Genomic DNA, 18305 nt, shown 5'->3' with positions numbered 1-18305 from the left:
AGAGATAGAGCGCTTTAAATTGGAAAATTGCTCTTTATTCTACTTGTGTTTCTTGATTTTAGCTGTAGTTGGGCAAATTTTTTCTACACTACTTATATAAGTTACAAAAGTGACTTGAAATTATCAAGCGCTTCTTCACCCACTGAAGTAGTGTGATTTAGCTGTTGCAGATAGGCTTTGATAAAGAAATCAATTTTACCGTCTAATACCTCTGTCGCAGCAGGTGTTTCTACATTAGTACGTAAATCTTTCACCTTGGTGTAAGGATGCAAAATATATTCACGGATAAGCTTGTTGGATAGAGGTTTTATCTGTTGGGGTTGAATTTTGTTAATCTGGACATGTTGGGCTTGTGCGTAGGCGTAGCCAGCCGTAGGCATCGCAAACAGTTTACTCTTGAGAATAGCTAGGGCTTTCTCTTTGTTCTGCATTTGACTACGTTGTTGGTCACAAAATACGCTAATCCCGGTAGGAACGTGAACCGCCCGCACCCATACTTCTGGACGGTTGATATTCCCGCGATGGCGATACCAAGTAATTTCCAAATCCTTCTCTGGAATTTCCCACTCAATAGACTCATCCAATATTGGGATAACTTCTACACTTGCTAAACTCGTCCGCAAGCTGTTAGCAGCATCAAAGGGCGATATTTGCTGTAATTGATGTGTACCTGTTTCTGATTTGAGGTAGCCGTATGCACAATGTGCTGTAATTTCTAAGGTTGCATACTTAATTCCGGCCTCATTCCCATCAGAAATCTCTACTACATCCAATTGGTAATTGTGGCTTTTTGCCCAACGCCAGTACATTTGCAGCAACATATATGCCCAATATTCAGCATCTACAACACCAACCCCAGCAGTTATAGTGATAAATGCACCGTTTTTGTCATGGGCGTCAGATAATAACTGTCTTATTTCTGCTGTTTCGAGTTCTTTTTGGAGTTGGGTAAGGTTGGTTTGCGCCTCTTGCAGTAATTGCTCATCGGCTGATAATTCCAACAACTCCAGTGCAGCCTTGATATCTTCTAGAATTGAACACCAACGCTGATATTTCTGATGGTTGTAGAATATGGAGTATTCAATTTCTTGAAGTGTCTGATAAGCAGGGGTGGGATTTTTCCAAAAATCTGGTTGAGCAATTACTAAATGAAAGTATTGAATTGTTGCAGTCAAATATTGAAGGTCAAAGACACTCCTCAGCCTTACCCAAGATATTAGACCACTTTTCTACTTCACGTTTGATATTTGCGAGTTCAAGCATAGTTTTGCTCACTTGATACTTAACTTATCTATAGGAATCCGGTTTGATTTCTGAAAATATACGTAGGATGTGTTAGCGACAGCGTAACGCATCAAACTCGTGTTCATAGTGCGTTACGAACTCCGTTCTAACACACTCTACAATACTTAATTTCGTTCAAAAATCAAATAGTAATCCTATATATATTCTATATTAAAACAGTGAAAAAACCGTGGTTACTGAAAATTTAACCACGGTTTTTACTTTATAAAACTTTACTTTTGTAATTGCCTACAGACAATTAATCGCGGCCATTTATGGCAATTAGCAACCGCAATATAAAGACAAACAAGTTGATGTAAGTTAAGTACATCGACAAAGCAGCAGGCAGATATTGGTCATCGCTGTAAGTGCGGGGCAAGATGTAGAAATCGACAACAGAAACCCCAACAAACAGAAATACTCCTAAACCGGAGATGGCGATTTCTAACCAATTTGGCGTGTAAACACCAAACATCGTAAAGCCGAATTGGGCAAGACATACAACCACCAAGGCGATAACGCCGAGATTGATGGTTTTCGTCAAAGCCATGCCATCTTGTTCAGAAAGATTTGAACCAATTTGACGGGCAGCAATAAAGGTAACGCCACAACCAAGGGCAGCTATACCAATACCTTGAATGCCAACACCTTGGGATCTCAAAGCGACAAATACTAAGCCACTGAGAGTATACCCAGACAAGAGACTGTAGGTTGCTAGCAGGGGTAGTGCAAGACCCTTGTTACCTTTTTGGGCAACATTTTGGGCAACAAAGAACAAAACTAACTCCAAAATCACCGCACCAATGAAGGTGGGAAAGAATATTTCGGGGTTAGTACGGATAACTCCCAAACCGCCGTAGGTTCCTAATGCCGTTAGTACTAATCCACCACCGACGTAGGGGAGAGCGTTGGCAATCACATTTGGGCCAACGAGGGCGTGAGATTTAGCCTCACGGATAGCTTCACGAAAATTACTGGTATTGCTCATATTGAAAAACTGTTTTTTAGGAAAACGTTCAGCCTATTTCTATTCTTACCAAGATTTAAGGCAAGAAACCACTAAGGGCTACGTAAGGTAGGAGACAACTAAACAAAAAAGATTATGTAAGGTCGAAATTTTTATCTGAAAAACAAACATTACCTGCAACAGCGAGGGTAATAAAATCATGCGTACAAATACTGAATTATGGAGTGCGACTCCTCACAAGTTCAGTGAAACGACGATAGCTTATTCTGCCCTTGCTAAGGAAAATAATAACAGCTTAGAAGAAAATATACGCAACTCCATTTTCCCAGGAATAGGAGTTACAACAAAGGAATGTATATGGCAGCAAGTGAGTCCTCTTTACGAACTGATGGTATAGAATTATTACACTTGTACCACCAGAATCCATCTATTAAACTTCGTAATAAACTTGTACAGTTACATACTGGCTTGGTACGGAAGATGGCTCATAAATTCAGCCATCAATGTAATGAACCTTATGAAGATTTAGAACAAATTGGTTATTTTGGTTTGATTAGGGCAATTGAGCGTTTCGATCCTAGCCAAGGATATGCTTTTAGTTCTTTTGCAGTGCCATATATTCGCGGTGAGATGCTGCACTTTTTGCGCGATCGCAGTACTCTATTAAAAATTCCCCGTCGTTGGCAAGAATTATATAATGAAGGGCAAAAGATTCGCAAGGACTTGGCAATGTCTTTAGGTCGTCAGCCCAAGGATGCTGAAATTGCCAGCCACCTTCGGGTATCTGTGCATGAATGGCAAGAAACCAAGTTAGCTGCTCAAAACCGGATGCCTTTGAGTTTAGATGCAACCGCAGTTAACTATGTTGATTGCCAAATAACCTTGGGTGAAGCACTTCCTTGTCCTCGTTCTCATGTCCTTCTGCAACAAGAAGAAGAACGCCAACAACTCCAAGGCGCAATCAATATGTTGGAAGAAAAGCCCCGGATGGCAGTTGAAATGGTATTTTTGAAGGAACTTTCTCGCAAGGATGCTGCTAAAAACATTGGTACTAGTCCAATGACAGTAACGCGGTATCTGCAAAAGGGAATCCAAGATTTGATTTGCTATTTACAACCACAGGTAATGCCCACTGGATCGTAGTCGTGCTGAGTCAAAAATCCAATGACTAATGACTAATGACTAATTACCGAGATTTTAAATCAGCGATCGCACCTTTGGTCATGGCAGCAATAGCTTGATCTGTCGCTTTTGGCAAATGATAATATTTACCGCCTGCTGTTTGCGATAATTCTTTAGCAAAGCCAGTAGACACAAATTTACTTTCTGTATCAATTACTAATAGTTGCATTCCCAAAGCCCGGATTCTGGCAGCAATTTCTAATAATTCTCCTTTGATATCTGGCTTTTCTCCTGGTTCTAGCTGTTCACCCAAAGAACGCGCTAAGGGAATATTACCCCGTCCATCGGTGATTGCTACAAGGACAACTTGCCCAATATCTCCACTCATCTGAGCATTTAAGCCGACGCGCACAGCTTGGGTTAAACCATGCGCTAAGGGCGAACCCCCACCACAGGGCAACCTTTCCAAGCGGTTACGCGCCAAAGCAATAGAACGTGTTGGAGGCAATAATACCTCTGCCTGTTCTCCCCGGAAGGGAATTAATGCTATTTGGTCACGATTTTGATAAGCTTCTGTCAAAAGTTGCATCACCGCACCTTTAGCCGATTGCATTCGATTCAGGGCCATTGAACCAGAAGCATCTACTACAAATACTACCAACGCCCCGGCTTTACGTACCAAGCGTTTCGAGCGAATATCAGGCTGTTCGACAATAACTTTTCTATTTGGTTGTCTTTCTCTGCGTGCTTTTTGATAAGGAGCAGCTGCCCTGAGAGTAGCATCTACTGCAATGCGTCGCGCTTTCCCTTTGGGCAACATCGGCTTAATGTAGCGTCCCCTGTCATCGGAAAAGATGACGCTGCGACTACCAGATTTACCTTGCCGCTTCGCCATTTGAGTAAAATACAGCACGTTGTCATCAAGAATTACCCCTTCTGGATCAAAGATAAATTCTTCCGGGATACTAGGGGGTTCTTGCTCTTGATTCTCTTCCTGTTCTTGTTCTTCTTGTTCCTCTTCAGATTCCTCCTGGGGTTCTTCTTGATTCTGTTGTGGTGGAGGTGGAGGCGGTGGTGGTGCTTGATCGGGTGGCGGTGTCTGCACAACTGTGGCGCGTGGTACAATCACTAATTCCACAGCACGCCGCAAATCTTCGGCATTAACTGTTGTCCGTCCCTCCAAAGCCGCCGCAGCTTTAGCAACCCGCGTGGCGAATAACTCGGCGCGATGTCCCTGAACTCCGCCGCGAATGGCTTCATCTACCAAGTAGGCAATTTGTTCGTGGGTAATGATCACTTCTTTTAACCATTCCCGTGCCAAGATGATTTGGGTTTTCAGGGAGTCTAAATCTTCGTTGTACTGTTTGAGAAAATCTTGAGGAGATTTAGAATAAGCGATCGCAACTTCAACTGCTTCTACTCTTTGATCTAAGCCGAGTACACCGTCAGCAGAAAGTGCGATCGCAATCCTATCTAATAAATGCTCCCGTAATCCACCTTCTTCTGGATTGTAGGTGGCAATAAACAGGGATTTGCACGGATGCTGAAAACTAATTCCTTCCCGTTCTATCTGGTTGCGTCCTTCAGATAATACTGTTAGAAGCTGATTTGATATTTGGTCATCTAATAAATTAATTTCATCTACGTACAGTACACCCCGGTTAGCTGTAGCAAGTAATCCAGGCTGAAAAATGGTATCACCTTGTTTTACAGACTTTTCAACATCTACTGAACCTAATAGTCGGTCTTCAGTGATACCTAGAGGGATTTGCAAAAAAGGCGCGGGGATAATTTCGACGGGCACATCTTGAATGTCTTTGTCTGCGTACTCCGCCAACAGTTGATCATCCCATTCTTCTGGATGGTTGGGGTCACAATTACTAATTGAATCTTTGACAACTTCAATCGGCGGTAGTAGAGCGTGAATAGCACGAGCCATCACAGATTTTGCCGTACCCCGGCGACCTGCGATCGCCACTCCTCCCAAACCAGGATCAACGGCTGCTAACAGCAAGGCTAATTTAATTGCTTCTTGACCGACTACAGCACTCAAGGGAAAGGCAGTGATGCTGGGATTGATAGTAGGCGCAGGCATTGTTTGCTTTTATAGCGAGTCTCGGCTTTTAGCATACCAATTTCTGACACATTTAGAATAGGGATTATGGCAATGAGAGAAAGGTAAGGTTATGAGTATTGCTCAGGCTAAACGCTTCACACTGGATGAATACCACAGGCTTGGAGAATTGGGCTTTTTCCATGAAGATGACCACATTGAATTAATCAACGGGGAAATTATTGAAATGGCATCCAAAGGTACAGCCCATGAAACTTGTTTAAGAAAACTGTGGAAGGAACTCCCCAAAATACTGGGAGACAAGGCTACTTTGCAATCACAAGCGCCGATTACTTTGCCACCTAATAGCGAACCTGAGCCTGATTTTGCGATTGTTCAAAACCGTGCTGATGATTATCTGTCGGCTCACCCTAAACCTGCTGATGTTTTATTGGTGATGGAAGTTTCAGATTCTTCTTTAGCTTATGACCAAGATGTGAAAATACCTCTCTATGCTAAAGCGGGTATTACTGATTATTGGATATTCAATTTATTCGATAATTATTTGGAAGCTTATAGTGAACCATATCAAGATAACCAAGGCAGATATGGTTATTCAAATAAGCGAATTTTCTTGTCAAATGAGGTAATAAATTTTCCCTGCTTCCCTAATTTGTCTCTTGATTTAGCTAGGGTGTTTCCGCCAAAGCTGAATTTTTAAACTTTGTTATAGGATTAAGTCATAAGACAAAGGAGTAAGTTTTATGGCTTATAGTGATTTTAAACTTATTGAAGTTATTGATTATTTTGGGTTAGTTATCCACGAATCATCTGGACTATTCGCAAATGTGCAGGAGCAAGAGTGTAGTGATTTATTATCTACTATTCTTAAAGAAAATGTTGATTTAGCAGTAGCGATAAGTTCAGAAAAAGCTCGAAGTGAAATGATAATAAGTCCAATTTTATTAGAAATTAGACGCAAGTTTAATTATGAAATAAGCTTTTTTTCGGGAGTTGACTTTACTGTTGATAGCCAGCGAGGATTAAACGGCTTTTGTGATTTTATTTTGAGTCTTTCTTCAGAGCAGTTGCTTGTACGTAGTCCGGTGATTGTCTTAGTAGAAAGTAAAAATGAGAATTTGAGGTCTGGTTTAGCTCAATGTATTGCCGAAATGGTAGCGGCTCAGTTATTTAACGAGAGAGGTGGAAACCAAATTAAAGCTATATATGGTGCTGTTACTATCGGTACTATCTGGCAATTTATGAAACTTGAAGGTAATGTAGTTTCGATTGATTTGAGTGAATATTATATTAAGGATATTAAGAAAATTTTAGGTATTTTGTATGGTGCGATCGCTCAAAGCAAACCGTAGATTATTTATTAACTAAAAAAATAGTGGTTGTGAAAGAATACCATAAATGATTATTAAAGTTGATGGATAAGAGACGATGTTTTACAATAACCCGCATTTCTCACAAGCGGTGCGATCGCTATTACCAAACCTTTATCAGGCTTAGATTTTGAGCGTTTTAGACACTGCACGAATCACAACAATATGTGAACGGCGTATTTTATCTCAAGTCTAAGTGGCATAAGCGTTTTGGGCTACTCGTTTAAACCTTTGTGAGAAATCCGGGAATAAGCGCTACGCGTCTATGCTTTTACGAAATCTTCATAAGTAACTATATTGACACGAAGTAGTAGCTATGCAATTCTGTATGTAAGACAGAATAAACAACCCCACTCTAAAACGCAAGTTTTTGGTAGTGGTCTCAGCAGCAGAATTCCTAGTTTACTGCCGAGCTTCGTGTCATCTCTTCGGCTGATTATTTAGCCCAATGTCAAGTCAAATGATTGACTAGACTTTCAACGGGAAGACAAGATGTTTGGATGAATATTCAGGGGAAAGGATGACGCGAAACTTGGTAGGAAGCCAGGAATTCTAAGGCTGAGACTTGAACCAAACGAAAGCGACGGTAGAGAGCTTTATTGCATGGAAGTGCTTTTTGAGTATAAATTCCTTGTATCAACCTCTGCTACTGCTAAATGTGTGATTTGTTGAAGCTGTCCAGTTCACCAAAGAATACTGGATATATTACAATGCCACACGCTAATCAATCTTCCAATAGACAAACAAGCCAGCAGAAAAATTCTGTCGGTATTTTTGCCGATATTCAGAACGTCTCTTCAATTAAAGGAAAGGGTCATTTTTTGCTGGAATTTGCCCAATCCAAGGGGCGTATAGACTGCAAAAATGTCTACTATAATTCACACTACATAAACCAAGTTTGTATCAAAAATGAGCTAGAACTTATTGGTATGAAGTGTGTTGATGTTCCTGAGCATTCAAATAATAGTGCAGACTATCGATTGATCGCTAACTGTGTTCAAGCAGTTGCCTTTAATCCTTCTCTAAAAACAATTATCTTATTTTCAGGAGACTGGGACTATGCTGGCTTAATTTGTATTCTAAAATCTTTGGGTAAAAAGGTGATAATTTTTGCTCAAAGAGGTAGCGCCAGTCCAAATTTGATTAAACTCGTTGGTAATGATAACTTCCACTTTGTAGATGAATTACCTCAGCTAGTTGGCAATAGGAATAAGACTCAACCGCCAAACACGGATCTTGTGTCTCGAATTAATTACAATGAGGCTATAGAGTATCTAATTGAAGCTATCAAAACTGCCTTAAGCCAAGATAAGCTTACCGTATTTGGTCGTATTGATAGATTGATGCGTCAACGTTGTGCTAACTATCAAGGATACTTATCTATTTCTACAGATGATGGCAATAAATTTAAGAGTTTTAGCCAGTTTATTGACGTTGCCGTAAAGGAGGGTAAAGTTCAAAAGCAAGGTCAGGAATTGTTTTTAGTTGAGTTAAAGAAATTAGCTGCTTAAAAAAGCTTTTAAAAACCCAGTTGAGTCAAAGCTGGGTTTTAGTAACACCGCTATATGCGGTTTTTTTATGTCTGAAGACAATAGCATTCGTAAAGTTTCCAACAGTCAATTTACGCAACAAAACACAAGAGAAAAATGCATAAAATTCTAATATTTCATAATGAAAAACTTCTGCGACAAGCGCTTACGCATCGTTCTTATGTCCATGAAAATCCAGGAGAAGGCGAACATAATGAGCGCTTAGAATTCCTCGGTGATGCTTTGCTGAATTTCTTAAGTGGCGAGTATCTATATAAGTGTCACCCAGAAATGGGAGAAGATGAATTAACCCGGCGGCGTTCGGCGCTGGTAGATGAGAAACAATTAGCAAAGTTCGCCGAGGAGGTAGGTTTAGACTTTAGAATGCGGTTAGGAAAAGGCGCAATTCGAGACGGAGGCTTCCAAAATCCTAATTTGCTCAGTAGCACCTTTGAAGCTGTACTTGGTGCTTACTATTTAGATAATGATTCCAATATTGAAGCAGTTCGCGCAATTATAGAACCGTTATTTGATTCTGTAGATCCTAAGCATATAGTTGTGTCTCGTTCTAATGTAGACTCAAAAAATCGCTTTCAAGAATGGGTACAACGCAACGTTACTCCAAATCCCCCCAAATACTTTACAGAACAAATAGGAGGCCCTTCTCACGCGCCAGAATTCATCGCAAAAGTATTGGTAGATGGAAAATTTTACGGCGAAGGTAAGGGACGCAATAAAAAAGACGCAGAAAAAGCTGCTGCTGAGGATGCGCTAGATAAGTTGAAAAAACAAGGATTGTTGTAATAATGTTTTTTGATTTCACGCAAAGGCGCAAAGAAGAATTTTACGTCTTGGCGCGAAATCAACTCTCTATTTGTAATGGCAAAATTACGGTGAAGGTAGAACCAACGCCTACCTCAGAGACTAGCTTAATTTCACCTTCGAGTAGTTTTACTAAACGAGATACGATCGCTAATCCTAATCCTGTACTATCAGGGAGATAGGGACGATCGCTAAAACTGACGCGAAAGTAAGGTTCAAATATCTGGGCTTGATTTTCTGGTGCAATGCCAATTCCAGTGTCAGAAACCGCGATCGCCCATTTCTGATTCTCCAACACCTGACACATTATAATAATAGTTCCTGACTCTGTATAGCGAATCGCATTACTAATAAGATTTGTAAAAATTTGTTGACATTGAAAAGGATCTGTAATTATTTTTTTAGGAGCGTGATCGCAATCGACTACGACTTTTAAATTTTTCCCAGCAGCTAAAGGTTCCAACATTTCACAGACATTATTGATTAATTCACGCACATCGGTGGGTGCTAGGTGGAGTTTTATCTGCCCTGCGTCATACCGCGAAAGTTCTAATACATCGTTGATGAGATGGAGTAATTGTCTGCCATTGCGTAGTACCCGCTCAATATGTTCGAGATTGGCAGAAGTGTCTTTTATCTCAGTCTTTCGTCGTTGTTGGCGTAAAAACAGATCCGAGTAACCAATAATGGAAGTTAGGGGATGTTTTAATTCGTGGGCTAGCTGCGAAAGATACTCTTGATTAGCACTCATTAAGCGCGTGAGTTCATCATTATGAAGTGTTAGTGATAAATGCAACTGCTGTAATTCTCGGAACCGCTCCTCAACATAACTCTTGAAACACCGAGCGATCGCTTCGTCTATGATAGCGTCAATCAAACGCATGGAACGAATTATCTCTACAGCTGTTCCCCCTAATAAATCTGGTTGTAGAGCATCAAATATTACTGTTCGCAGCAAATGATATTCTCTGGCAATTTCTGCTGGGTCAAAGCCTTGTTCCGCTCGAATCGCTCCATGCTGAAAACTGGCAGTAACTATTGACTGAATATCATTATCCTGAGATTTTGAAAGCACTGTCACCATTGCTTTCAAAACATCAGGGATGTGATCCTTTACTGCTGTGTAAGATAGGTCATCAGCACTTTCAATCCGTCTATCCTTGCGAACTGCTGCAACCCATTTATCGATGATGGTATCCGTTTTTTCAGCCAGTATTTGACTAAAATCCATTATGTTAAATATCAGCTAAGAGATAGATGAGCAAACTTCCATATCCAATTAGTTTAGCGAGTGCAGGGAGCTTATACCAAATTTAACGATTTTGTTCACCTACCAAAAGGAATAGATTATATATGCTCTTTTGTTTGCTGATTGACTAAGCGTATATAAAATTTTCCTAGTATAATCTATTTTTTATTAAAAAATATTAATATTAAGCACGTAAGATTTTTGATGCTTGGCTCGACTATATTATTTAGCCGTCTGTGCAAGGAGTTCATTCACAACACAACTAAATTGTAGTTTTATTTTTTACATTTAGTTACAAGTAAATACTTAAAATAGGTATTAAAATAAACAACATTTATTATAAGATAGATGGCTTTTACTGAGCATCAATGTTATATTATGCATAATTTTAGTATCCATTAGAGTAAGTCAGCCTAATTCAGCGTGTCACAGTGCATAACGCTGGAGCGGAGGAACCAAATTGTGGGGCGTATCTCATAGAAAGTGAGAGGTTGAGAGTGGGGAGTTGGAAGTTACTAATATTAATAATATTTAACTGATAACTCATAACTCATAACTCATAACTTTCTTTCTTGTGAAGGGCATCTCTCAGCCCTAGCCCGTCAGCTAACTTCGTAGGCATTGAGAGGAGACTGAAGAGACGGCATTTTTATAGTGTTCCGATCTCATCGGTGTCCAAGGCTGGTACTGCTCGGATTCTTTGTACCTGCACTTAAATCTGTTGAGGTCGGAAATGATATTTCAATTAAATTTAGCAGCGATCGCTGCGATCGCTGGACAAGCCGCTTGGAAAAAAGCAAAACCTGTCGTCGTTAAAGATGTCTTCTTTCTACCTGTGTTGGGGTTCTTGGGAATAATTGTGCTGTGGTGGATTGTTGCACTTGCAAACCATGAATTGATGCCCACTCCACCAGAAGCGCTAATCGCTAATCTAGATTACATCAGATTTCCCTTCTACCAGCGAGGCCCGGGCAACTTGGGAATTGGTTGGCTGTTGATTGCAAGTCTGCGCCGGGTGTTAATAGGCTTTTTATTGGGTGCAGTAGTAGCGATTCCTCTGGGGTTTCTAATTGGCATGTCCAGACCGGCAATGCTAGCACTCAATCCCATCATTCAAATTTTTAAACCTGTATCACCTCTAGCTTGGCTACCCATCGCCTTAGCAATTTTCAATTTAGCAGATCCTTCAGCCATTTTTGTCATCTTTATTACTTCTTTATGGCCGACAATTATTAATACCGCTTTAGGAGTTTCTAGCGTTCCCAAAGATTATTTAGATGTGGCACGAGTCCTAGAAATGCCCCGTTGGCGGCGGATTACAAAAATCATTTGGCCTGCAAGTTTGCCGTATATTTTTACAGGCTTACGAATTAGTTTAGGCATAGCTTGGCTGGTAATCGTTGCCGTGGAAATGCTCACAGGTGGTATCGGTATCGGCTTCTTTGTCTGGGATGAATGGAGCCGCTTAAACCTGAGTTCAGTCTTTTTAGCTGTGTTGGTAATTGGTGTAACTGGGTTAATTCTGGATTATGCCGTGGGCAAAATCGAAGAATTAGTAACCCATCGCCCTAAAACTTCCAACTAACAAAATTCGGCTGCTATCAAAACAGCAAGATTTAACAAGACTCTGCGCCTGAAGCGTGAGCAATCAATCACCAATGGAACTACAAAAATGGGTGATATTAACTGGACTCGACGAGATATTATCAAGGGAATAGGAGCAACAACGGCGGGAATGGCGCTGTCCTCCTGTGGGATTTCAGGAGATAGATCAGCCAAAGGATTGACAGAAGAAGCCTTAGCTGTGCAACCAGTAGTTCAAAGCGGCGACCTGGAAAAAGCCGATCTTACTGTTGGTTACGTTCCCGTTAATGATTGTGCGCCATTTGCGATCGCCTGGAAAAAAGGCTTCTTCCGCAAGTATGGTTTGAACGTTACACTCAACCGCGAAGCCAGTTGGGCTACTTCCCGCGACGGTCTAATTTTTGGTCGTCTGGATGCTTCACCCGTAGTATCTGGTGCGGTTACTAATGCCAGAATTGGTGCTGAAGGCGCACGCCACGCCCCTTTGTGTGCAGCCATGACCATACACCGTCACGGTAACGCCATGACAATGAACAAAGCCATGTGGGATTTTGGGCTGCGTCCGTGGTACGAGTATCAAGAAAAATATGGCGATGGCGCTTTAGAAGCCTTTGGGCGCGATTTCCGAGGTTACTTTGACAACCAACCGCCAGAAAACAGAGTTTGGGCAGTAGTATTAAGTTCCTCCATTTACGAATACTTTATCCGTTACTTATCCGCCGCCGCAGGGGTTGATCCGCTTAAAGAGTTTCGCGTGATTATTGTTCCACCACCCCAAATGGTAACAAACGTGCGGATTGGTGCAATGCAAGCTTACATGGTTGCAGAACCTTGGAATACGCGAGCAATAACAGGTAACGAAAACATCGGCTTTACCTTCGCACAAGGTAAAGAAGTCTGGTTAGGACACCCAGACCGACTTTTGGGCGTGATGGAATCTTTCATCGACAAATATCCCAAAACCTATCGTTCTCTAGTCAAGGCGATGATTGAAGCCTGTCAGTATTGCAGCAAAGCAGAAAACCGCCAAGAAGTAGCCGAACTGATAACAGACCGTTCCTTTACAGGTGCTAGACCTAAAAAGAAAAATGCCCCAATTGCGAAATTTACAAGTCCGGGAATTATCGGCAATTACAACTATGGCGGCTTTGACGGCAAAGACCGCACCATCAAAGCCGCTGACACCACGATTTTCTTCGATATTCCTGACAACCTTCCCAAACAGCCAGGAGAACACTCCACATTCTTATGGAGATCCAGAAGTATCTGGATGATGACACAAGCAGCACGGTGGGGACAAATAAAGGAATTCCCCAAAAATGCCGAGAAACTAGCAGAACTTGGCTGGAGAACAGATTTATATCGGGAGATAGCATCTGAAATGGGCATTCAGTGTCCCAAGGATGATTACAAGGTCGAACCACCAGAAGTATTTATAGATAAGAAAGGCTTCGACCCCAGCGATCCTGTGGGTTATCTGAATAGTTTTGCCATCAGGGCTAACGCTCCCACTAACTTTTTCATGTCTTAAATGCCAAGTTCAAATATTGACTGATGACTAAATTATTTCGGGAGCATTTTGATGATGGAATATACCTCATTACCTATTAATACCCAGACCGGAGTTCTGCCTAGACCTGGATTTTTAGAAATTGAAAATTTAGTCAAGTCTTATCCGACACCTGATAAAGATAATTTTGTCGTTTTAGATGGAGTTAATCTAACGATTAGTGAAGATGAATATATATCTGTAATTGGTCACTCTGGTTGTGGAAAATCGACTCTACTAAAGATAGTAGCTGGTTTAGAAAAAGCCACTTCCGGCTCAGTAAGGCTAGATGGACAAGAAATTCGTGAGCCAGGAGCCGAACGGATGATGGTATTTCAGAACTATTCGTTATTACCTTGGTTAACCGTGCGAGAGAATATCCGTTTAGCTGTAGATGAAGTGCTAAAAAATGCTAATCGATCTGAGAAAATTAGCATTGTAAATGAACACTTGGCAATGGTAAACTTGACGGCGGCAGCTGACAAATATCCTGATGAAATCTCTGGAGGTATGAAACAACGAGTAGGTATTGCCAGAGCTTTAGCAATTCGTCCGAAAATGTTGCTGATGGATGAACCTTTTGGGGCGCTAGATGCACTAACTCGTGGCAAATTACAACGGCAGGTATTGGATATTTGGGAAAATAATCGTCAGGCAGTAATGATGATTACCCACGATGTAGATGAAGCAATTTATATGTCCGATCGCATCGTCTTGATGACCAATGGCCCAGCTGCTAGTATAGGAGAGATATTAGAAGTTCCTTTTGAACATCCACGCGATCGCGCGGCCATGCGAAACTCAAAAGAATATTTTGAACTCCGCAATCACGCTCTGAATTTCCTTGATCGATATTTTGCCCAAGACGAGTAAACTAGATTATCATTTTTTTTAGTGGGTAGCCTAATTCAAATTCATGAAAGCTGAATTTGGAACGGAGGAACCATATTGTGGGGCGTATCTTGCAGAGAGCGGCAATTTGAGAGTAAAAAGTGAAGAATAATTAATCTTTAACTTAGCACTCAGCACTCCTAAGAGAGAGACACCTTCCAGTCTTAGCCCGTCAGCTAACTCCGTAGGCAATGGAAGGAACCCCCAAGACTTTGGCTGTAATACAGTTATTATTGGGGTTTCCTTGATTGATTTAAGATTTGAAATTTTGGTTATCGTTACTCAATCTAAAATCCACAATCTTAAATTGATCGCCCTGCTTCTCATTGTTAATTCATTTCATTGGGAGAAGTAAAGCTGTGCAAATTAAGCCAATGTTAGCACGTCTGCAAAGTGCCACAGGACGAGATAATTTAATTGAACAAATGGTACTGTTACCAGAACCAAAAAAACCTTTTTCTAAAGAACCTCAACAAGTAAAAGCAGTTAATTTAATTGTTGCTTATGACGCATCCCCTAACAGTCATACAGCACTAGATATTGCCTTTTGGATTGCCCATCAAACGCGTTTAGCTACTAATGCAGAAGTTACAGTTCAAGCCGTTTATGTGCTAGAACAAAATCAAAGCAACCAGTATCCAAATGTCTTGAGCTTACCAATACAACAGCCTCCATTTGAGTGCCAAATCAGTGAAATATCACAGTCTACCACGCAGGTATTAACTCAACCCCAATTGCAGACAGTGGTAACTCCCTTGCAACAAGCAGATATAATTCTCTGGCAAGCCCGAAGTCTGGCTGAAGAATGGCAGGGTTGCTTCAAATCTCATTTACGGTTTGGTTGCATTTCTACAGAACTTAAGAAAGTTGTTGAATCAGAAGCTGCCGATATCCTATTCGTCGGTTGCAACTCTGTCAATCATCCGATGATTAAAGCACTAAATTCTAATTTCCCCTGCGCTGTTCTAGGTATTCCCAATTGTATTGATGAATAATCACTGTTAAGAATTTCAGTAATTTTTATCCAATTGTAATCATAGATAAGTCACCTATAACTAGGTGATTTTTTTCGCTAATATGCAACAAATTAAACTTCGAGAGGTAAGGTGTGGAAAACTGGCAAGCAATCCTCAGTGTGATTACATTTATCAGCGTCATTATTTTAGTAATGACAGAATGGGTACATCTTACTATTGCGGCATTATTGGGAGCATTGTTGTTAGTTTTTACCAACGTCATGACTTTAGAAGAAGCTGTTGATTACATCGGCGAAAGTCATGGAACCCTCGGTTTATTCTTTGGAGTTATGGTATTAGTACGGGCTTTTGAACCTACTAAGATATTTGATTATTTAGCTACTCAAATAGTACTTCTGGCAAAAGGACAAGGCAAGCGTCTATTACTCGGTATTGTAGCTATTGTGACACCCATCTGTGCAGTTTTACCAAATGCCACAACAGTAATGCTATTAGCACCTTTAATTCCGCCAATGGCGCAGGAAGTTGGGATAAATTTCGTACCGTTGTTGATTTTAATGGTGTTTGTTGCTAATAGTGCTGGACTGCTGACTTTAGTTGGAGATCCAGCGACATTTATTGTTGGCGATGCTGTGAATATCAGCTTTACAGATTATTTATTGAAGTTGAGTTTAGGAGGAGTAATTGCCATTATTATAGTAATTGCAACATTACCATTTTTATTCCGTAAAATCTGGAATACACAGTTAGATAATCTTGAAGAATTGCCACATCCACAAATCAATCATTCAGGAGCTTTAAGCGTTGGTGCAGTTATTGTATTTTTCGTACTGCTATTTTTTGTTATCGGAGAATCTCTACCAGTTCCCATCTCGCCTGCTGCCGCAGCTTTGTTAGGAGCAGCTTTAGCTTTACTTTTATCTCACCATAGCAAAATAGATTCAGTTAATAACATTTTGCGGGATGTAGACTGGAGTACATTAATATTTTTTATGAGTATTTTTGTGCTAATTGGAGGGCTAGAAAAAACTGGCGTAATTAATGGTTTATCAGGAGTATTAGCAGCAATTTTAGGAAAAAATATTATTTTGGGTTCCCTAGTTTTATTATTTTCTGTGGGGGTATTATCTAGTCTAGTACCCAACATTCCTTTAGTGGTGGGGATGGTGCCCTTACTCAAACAATACATTGTTACTGTCGGATTAGCACCGGCAGAAGTTTTAGCACAAGACTTTCAAGGACAGTTTCCGCCAGAAGTATTACCACTATTTTATGCGATGATGTTTGGTGCAACTTTAGGAGGTAATGGCACACTAGTAGGAGCATCATCTAACATTGTAGCCGCCGGTATTTCTGAGCAGCATGGACGGCGTATTTCGTTTAAAACTTTTCTCCATTACGGTATTCCAGTAATGGTATTGCAACTAGTAGCTTCGGCTTTGTACGTGTTAGTTCGCTTTTTGCTTTAAATAAACCTAAATTAAATATGAAATGCTCAGGAGATAAATCCCCGACTTTTAGTGAGAAGTCGGGTTTCTGAGTAATGTTGTTATTTATACTCAGATATTTATCAATCCTGAGCTATTCCTAATATCCAATTAGGTGTAAAACATCACGTAAGACGCTATAGCCAGCTAAATCCCAAAGTAAATATGCAAGGAATCCAATTGCTGCCAAGCGACCATTCCAAATTTCGGCTTGGGGTGTCCAGCCAAACAGAAATTCATTGCGATCGCGACCGTTGTATTCTGTTGCAACAGGTGGTAAATCTGTAGATGGACGAGTCTCTTGAGTTGCCATTTTTTTTCTCCAATATCTAGTAATTTTTCAGGTGTTAAATGTTTTAGTAGCCAACTATGCGTAAAACGTCACGCAGAACGCTATAGCCTGCTAAATCCCACAATAAATAAGCTAGAAAACCAATTGCTGCCAAGCGACCATTCCAAATTTCGGCTTGGGGTGTCCAGCCAAACAGAAATTCATTGCGATCGCGACCGTTGTATTCTGTTGCAACAGGTGGTAAATCTGTAGATGGACGAGTTCCTTGAGTTGCCATTTTTTTTCTCCGATATCTAGTAATGTTTCCGGTGTTTAAGTTCTAGTAGCCAACTATGCGTAAAACGTCACGAACAACGCTATAGCCTGCTAAATCCCACAATAGATAGGCTAGAAAACCAATTGCTGCAAAGCGACCATTCCAAATTTCGGCTTGTGGTGTCCAGCCAAACAGAAATTCATTGCGATCTATGCCGTTGTATTCTGCTGCAACAGGTGGTAAATCAGTAGAAGGACGAGTTTCTTGAGTTGCCATTTTTTTTCTCCGATATCTAGTAATGTTTCAAGTGATGTTCTAGTAACTAACTAAGCGCAAAACGTCACGAACAACGCCATAGCCTGCTAAATACCAAAATAAATAGGCAAAAAAGCCAATTATTGCAAAATGATCGTTCCGATTTTCGGTTTGAGGAGTCTAGATAAACAGAATTTAATTGCGATATTTGCCATTCAATTCTATTGGAAATAGTGGCAAATCTTTAGAATAACGAGTTGCCATTTATTTTTATATCCTCAACGCTTCATTTGTTAACTTTAATGTAGCTGTTTATCACTAGACTTATTTCTGTCTGTGGGTACAAACCGCAGGCACTTCTTCTGGACGATTATCATAAACGTATTTTTTTTGACAAATCCACCTTGAGAGGGTGACTAAAAACAGATATGTAAACAAATGTAAAGACGTTATAAAGTAAATATAATCGAAATAGAATCAATCGCTACAAATAAGCAATTAAAAAGTAAAAATTAGGTATACATAATTAAGATTAGGTGGTAATTTGATTAAGATTATCACCGAAGGATAATAAAAGTTATATCTTTCGTTGGATAC

17 protein-coding genes and 2 riboswitches are annotated in these 18305 nt (G+C 40.4%); of the genes, 10 read left to right on the top strand and 7 right to left on the bottom strand.

Features of this window, described 5'->3' with window-relative positions; all coding sequences use genetic code 11:
• Window positions 1-101 precede the first annotated feature (101 nt).
• Window positions 102-1263 (bottom strand): PCRF domain-containing protein gene (locus tag CDC33_RS07235; RefSeq protein ID WP_109007911.1). Its coding sequence is split into 2 segments (ribosomal slippage): window positions 102-1187 and window positions 1189-1263, totalling 1161 coding nucleotides; the frame shifts between segments, so codons are not numbered across the junction.
• 280 nt (window positions 1264-1543) lie between these two features.
• Complete coding sequence (locus tag CDC33_RS07230) at window positions 1544-2272, bottom strand: Bax inhibitor-1/YccA family protein (protein WP_109007910.1); 729 nt, start codon at window positions 2270-2272, stop codon at window positions 1544-1546.
• Between the two features lie 336 nt (window positions 2273-2608).
• Here CDC33_RS07230 and CDC33_RS07225 point away from each other — a divergent pair, with 336 nt between their 5' ends.
• On the top strand, window positions 2609-3394 hold the full coding sequence (locus CDC33_RS07225) for an RNA polymerase sigma factor SigF (protein ID WP_109007909.1): 786 nt from the start codon (window positions 2609-2611) through the stop codon (window positions 3392-3394).
• A 43-nt stretch (window positions 3395-3437) separates the two neighbouring features.
• Here the strand turns inward: CDC33_RS07225 and bchD are convergent, their stop codons facing one another.
• Entirely contained in the window at window positions 3438-5468 is a 2031-nt protein-coding gene (gene bchD / locus CDC33_RS07220) for a magnesium chelatase ATPase subunit D (protein ID WP_109007908.1), read from the bottom strand.
• 91 nt (window positions 5469-5559) lie between these two features.
• On the opposite strand from bchD, the gene CDC33_RS07215 reads away from it, so the two are divergent.
• The 4 genes from CDC33_RS07215 (at window position 5560) to rnc (ending at window position 9150) form a co-directional block, all read left to right on the top strand.
• The gene (locus CDC33_RS07215; protein WP_109007907.1) at window positions 5560-6147 is read left to right on the top strand and encodes a Uma2 family endonuclease; all 588 of its coding nucleotides are present in this window, start codon (window positions 5560-5562) and stop codon (window positions 6145-6147) included.
• A gap of 43 nt (window positions 6148-6190) precedes the next feature.
• The gene (locus tag CDC33_RS07210) at window positions 6191-6799 is read left to right on the top strand and encodes a hypothetical protein (protein ID WP_109007906.1); all 609 of its coding nucleotides are present in this window, start codon (window positions 6191-6193) and stop codon (window positions 6797-6799) included.
• Between the two features lie 728 nt (window positions 6800-7527).
• On the top strand, window positions 7528-8328 hold the full coding sequence (locus CDC33_RS07205; protein ID WP_109007905.1) for an NYN domain-containing protein: 801 nt from the start codon (window positions 7528-7530) through the stop codon (window positions 8326-8328).
• A gap of 135 nt (window positions 8329-8463) precedes the next feature.
• Complete coding sequence (rnc, locus tag CDC33_RS07200; RefSeq protein ID WP_109007904.1) at window positions 8464-9150, top strand: ribonuclease III; 687 nt, start codon at window positions 8464-8466, stop codon at window positions 9148-9150.
• Between the two features lie 58 nt (window positions 9151-9208).
• On the opposite strand, the gene CDC33_RS07195 is transcribed toward rnc, so the two are convergent.
• Window positions 9209-10399: a sensor histidine kinase gene (locus CDC33_RS07195; protein ID WP_109007903.1), complete on the bottom strand. Its 1191-nt coding sequence runs from the start codon at window positions 10397-10399 to the stop codon at window positions 9209-9211.
• A gap of 418 nt (window positions 10400-10817) precedes the next feature.
• A riboswitch (cyclic di-AMP (ydaO/yuaA leader) is annotated at window positions 10818-11053 on the top strand.
• 97 nt (window positions 11054-11150) lie between these two features.
• Between CDC33_RS07195 and ntrB the strand changes: the two genes are divergently transcribed.
• From ntrB to CDC33_RS07170, 5 genes are all read left to right on the top strand, one after another.
• On the top strand, window positions 11151-12002 hold the full coding sequence (ntrB, locus tag CDC33_RS07190) for a nitrate ABC transporter permease (RefSeq protein WP_181373920.1): 852 nt from the start codon (window positions 11151-11153) through the stop codon (window positions 12000-12002).
• Window positions 12003-12089: 87 nt separating this feature from the next.
• On the top strand, window positions 12090-13532 hold the full coding sequence (locus tag CDC33_RS07185) for an ABC transporter substrate-binding protein (RefSeq protein ID WP_109007902.1): 1443 nt from the start codon (window positions 12090-12092) through the stop codon (window positions 13530-13532).
• Window positions 13533-13586: 54 nt separating this feature from the next.
• Window positions 13587-14423: an ABC transporter ATP-binding protein gene (locus CDC33_RS07180; RefSeq protein ID WP_109007901.1), complete on the top strand. Its 837-nt coding sequence runs from the start codon at window positions 13587-13589 to the stop codon at window positions 14421-14423.
• A 38-nt stretch (window positions 14424-14461) separates the two neighbouring features.
• Window positions 14462-14647: riboswitch (cyclic di-AMP (ydaO/yuaA leader) on the top strand.
• A gap of 168 nt (window positions 14648-14815) precedes the next feature.
• The gene (locus CDC33_RS07175; RefSeq protein ID WP_109007900.1) at window positions 14816-15436 is read left to right on the top strand and encodes a universal stress protein; all 621 of its coding nucleotides are present in this window, start codon (window positions 14816-14818) and stop codon (window positions 15434-15436) included.
• Window positions 15437-15549: 113 nt separating this feature from the next.
• The gene (locus CDC33_RS07170; RefSeq protein WP_109007899.1) at window positions 15550-16887 is read left to right on the top strand and encodes an SLC13 family permease; all 1338 of its coding nucleotides are present in this window, start codon (window positions 15550-15552) and stop codon (window positions 16885-16887) included.
• Between the two features lie 118 nt (window positions 16888-17005).
• Here the strand turns inward: CDC33_RS07170 and CDC33_RS07165 are convergent, their stop codons facing one another.
• Genes CDC33_RS07165 through CDC33_RS07155 form a run of 3 tightly spaced genes read right to left on the bottom strand, consistent with a single transcriptional unit; the run spans window position 17006 to window position 17729 of the window.
• Complete coding sequence (locus tag CDC33_RS07165) at window positions 17006-17218, bottom strand: high light inducible protein (protein WP_109007898.1); 213 nt, start codon at window positions 17216-17218, stop codon at window positions 17006-17008.
• Window positions 17219-17261: 43 nt separating this feature from the next.
• Window positions 17262-17474: a high light inducible protein gene (locus CDC33_RS07160; protein WP_109007897.1), complete on the bottom strand. Its 213-nt coding sequence runs from the start codon at window positions 17472-17474 to the stop codon at window positions 17262-17264.
• A 42-nt stretch (window positions 17475-17516) separates the two neighbouring features.
• Window positions 17517-17729 carry a high light inducible protein gene (locus tag CDC33_RS07155; RefSeq protein WP_100899164.1) on the bottom strand — a complete coding sequence of 71 codons (213 nt, stop codon included), beginning with the start codon at window positions 17727-17729 and terminating at the stop codon, window positions 17517-17519.
• Window positions 17730-18305: the final 576 nt, after the last annotated feature.

The sequence above is a fragment of the Nostoc commune NIES-4072 genome (genome assembly GCF_003113895.1).
GTDB classification, from domain to species: Bacteria; Cyanobacteriota; Cyanobacteriia; order Cyanobacteriales; family Nostocaceae; genus Nostoc; species Nostoc commune.
The sequence above is the reverse complement of the archived record's forward strand: the minus strand, read 5'-3'. Positions and strand labels throughout refer to the sequence as shown.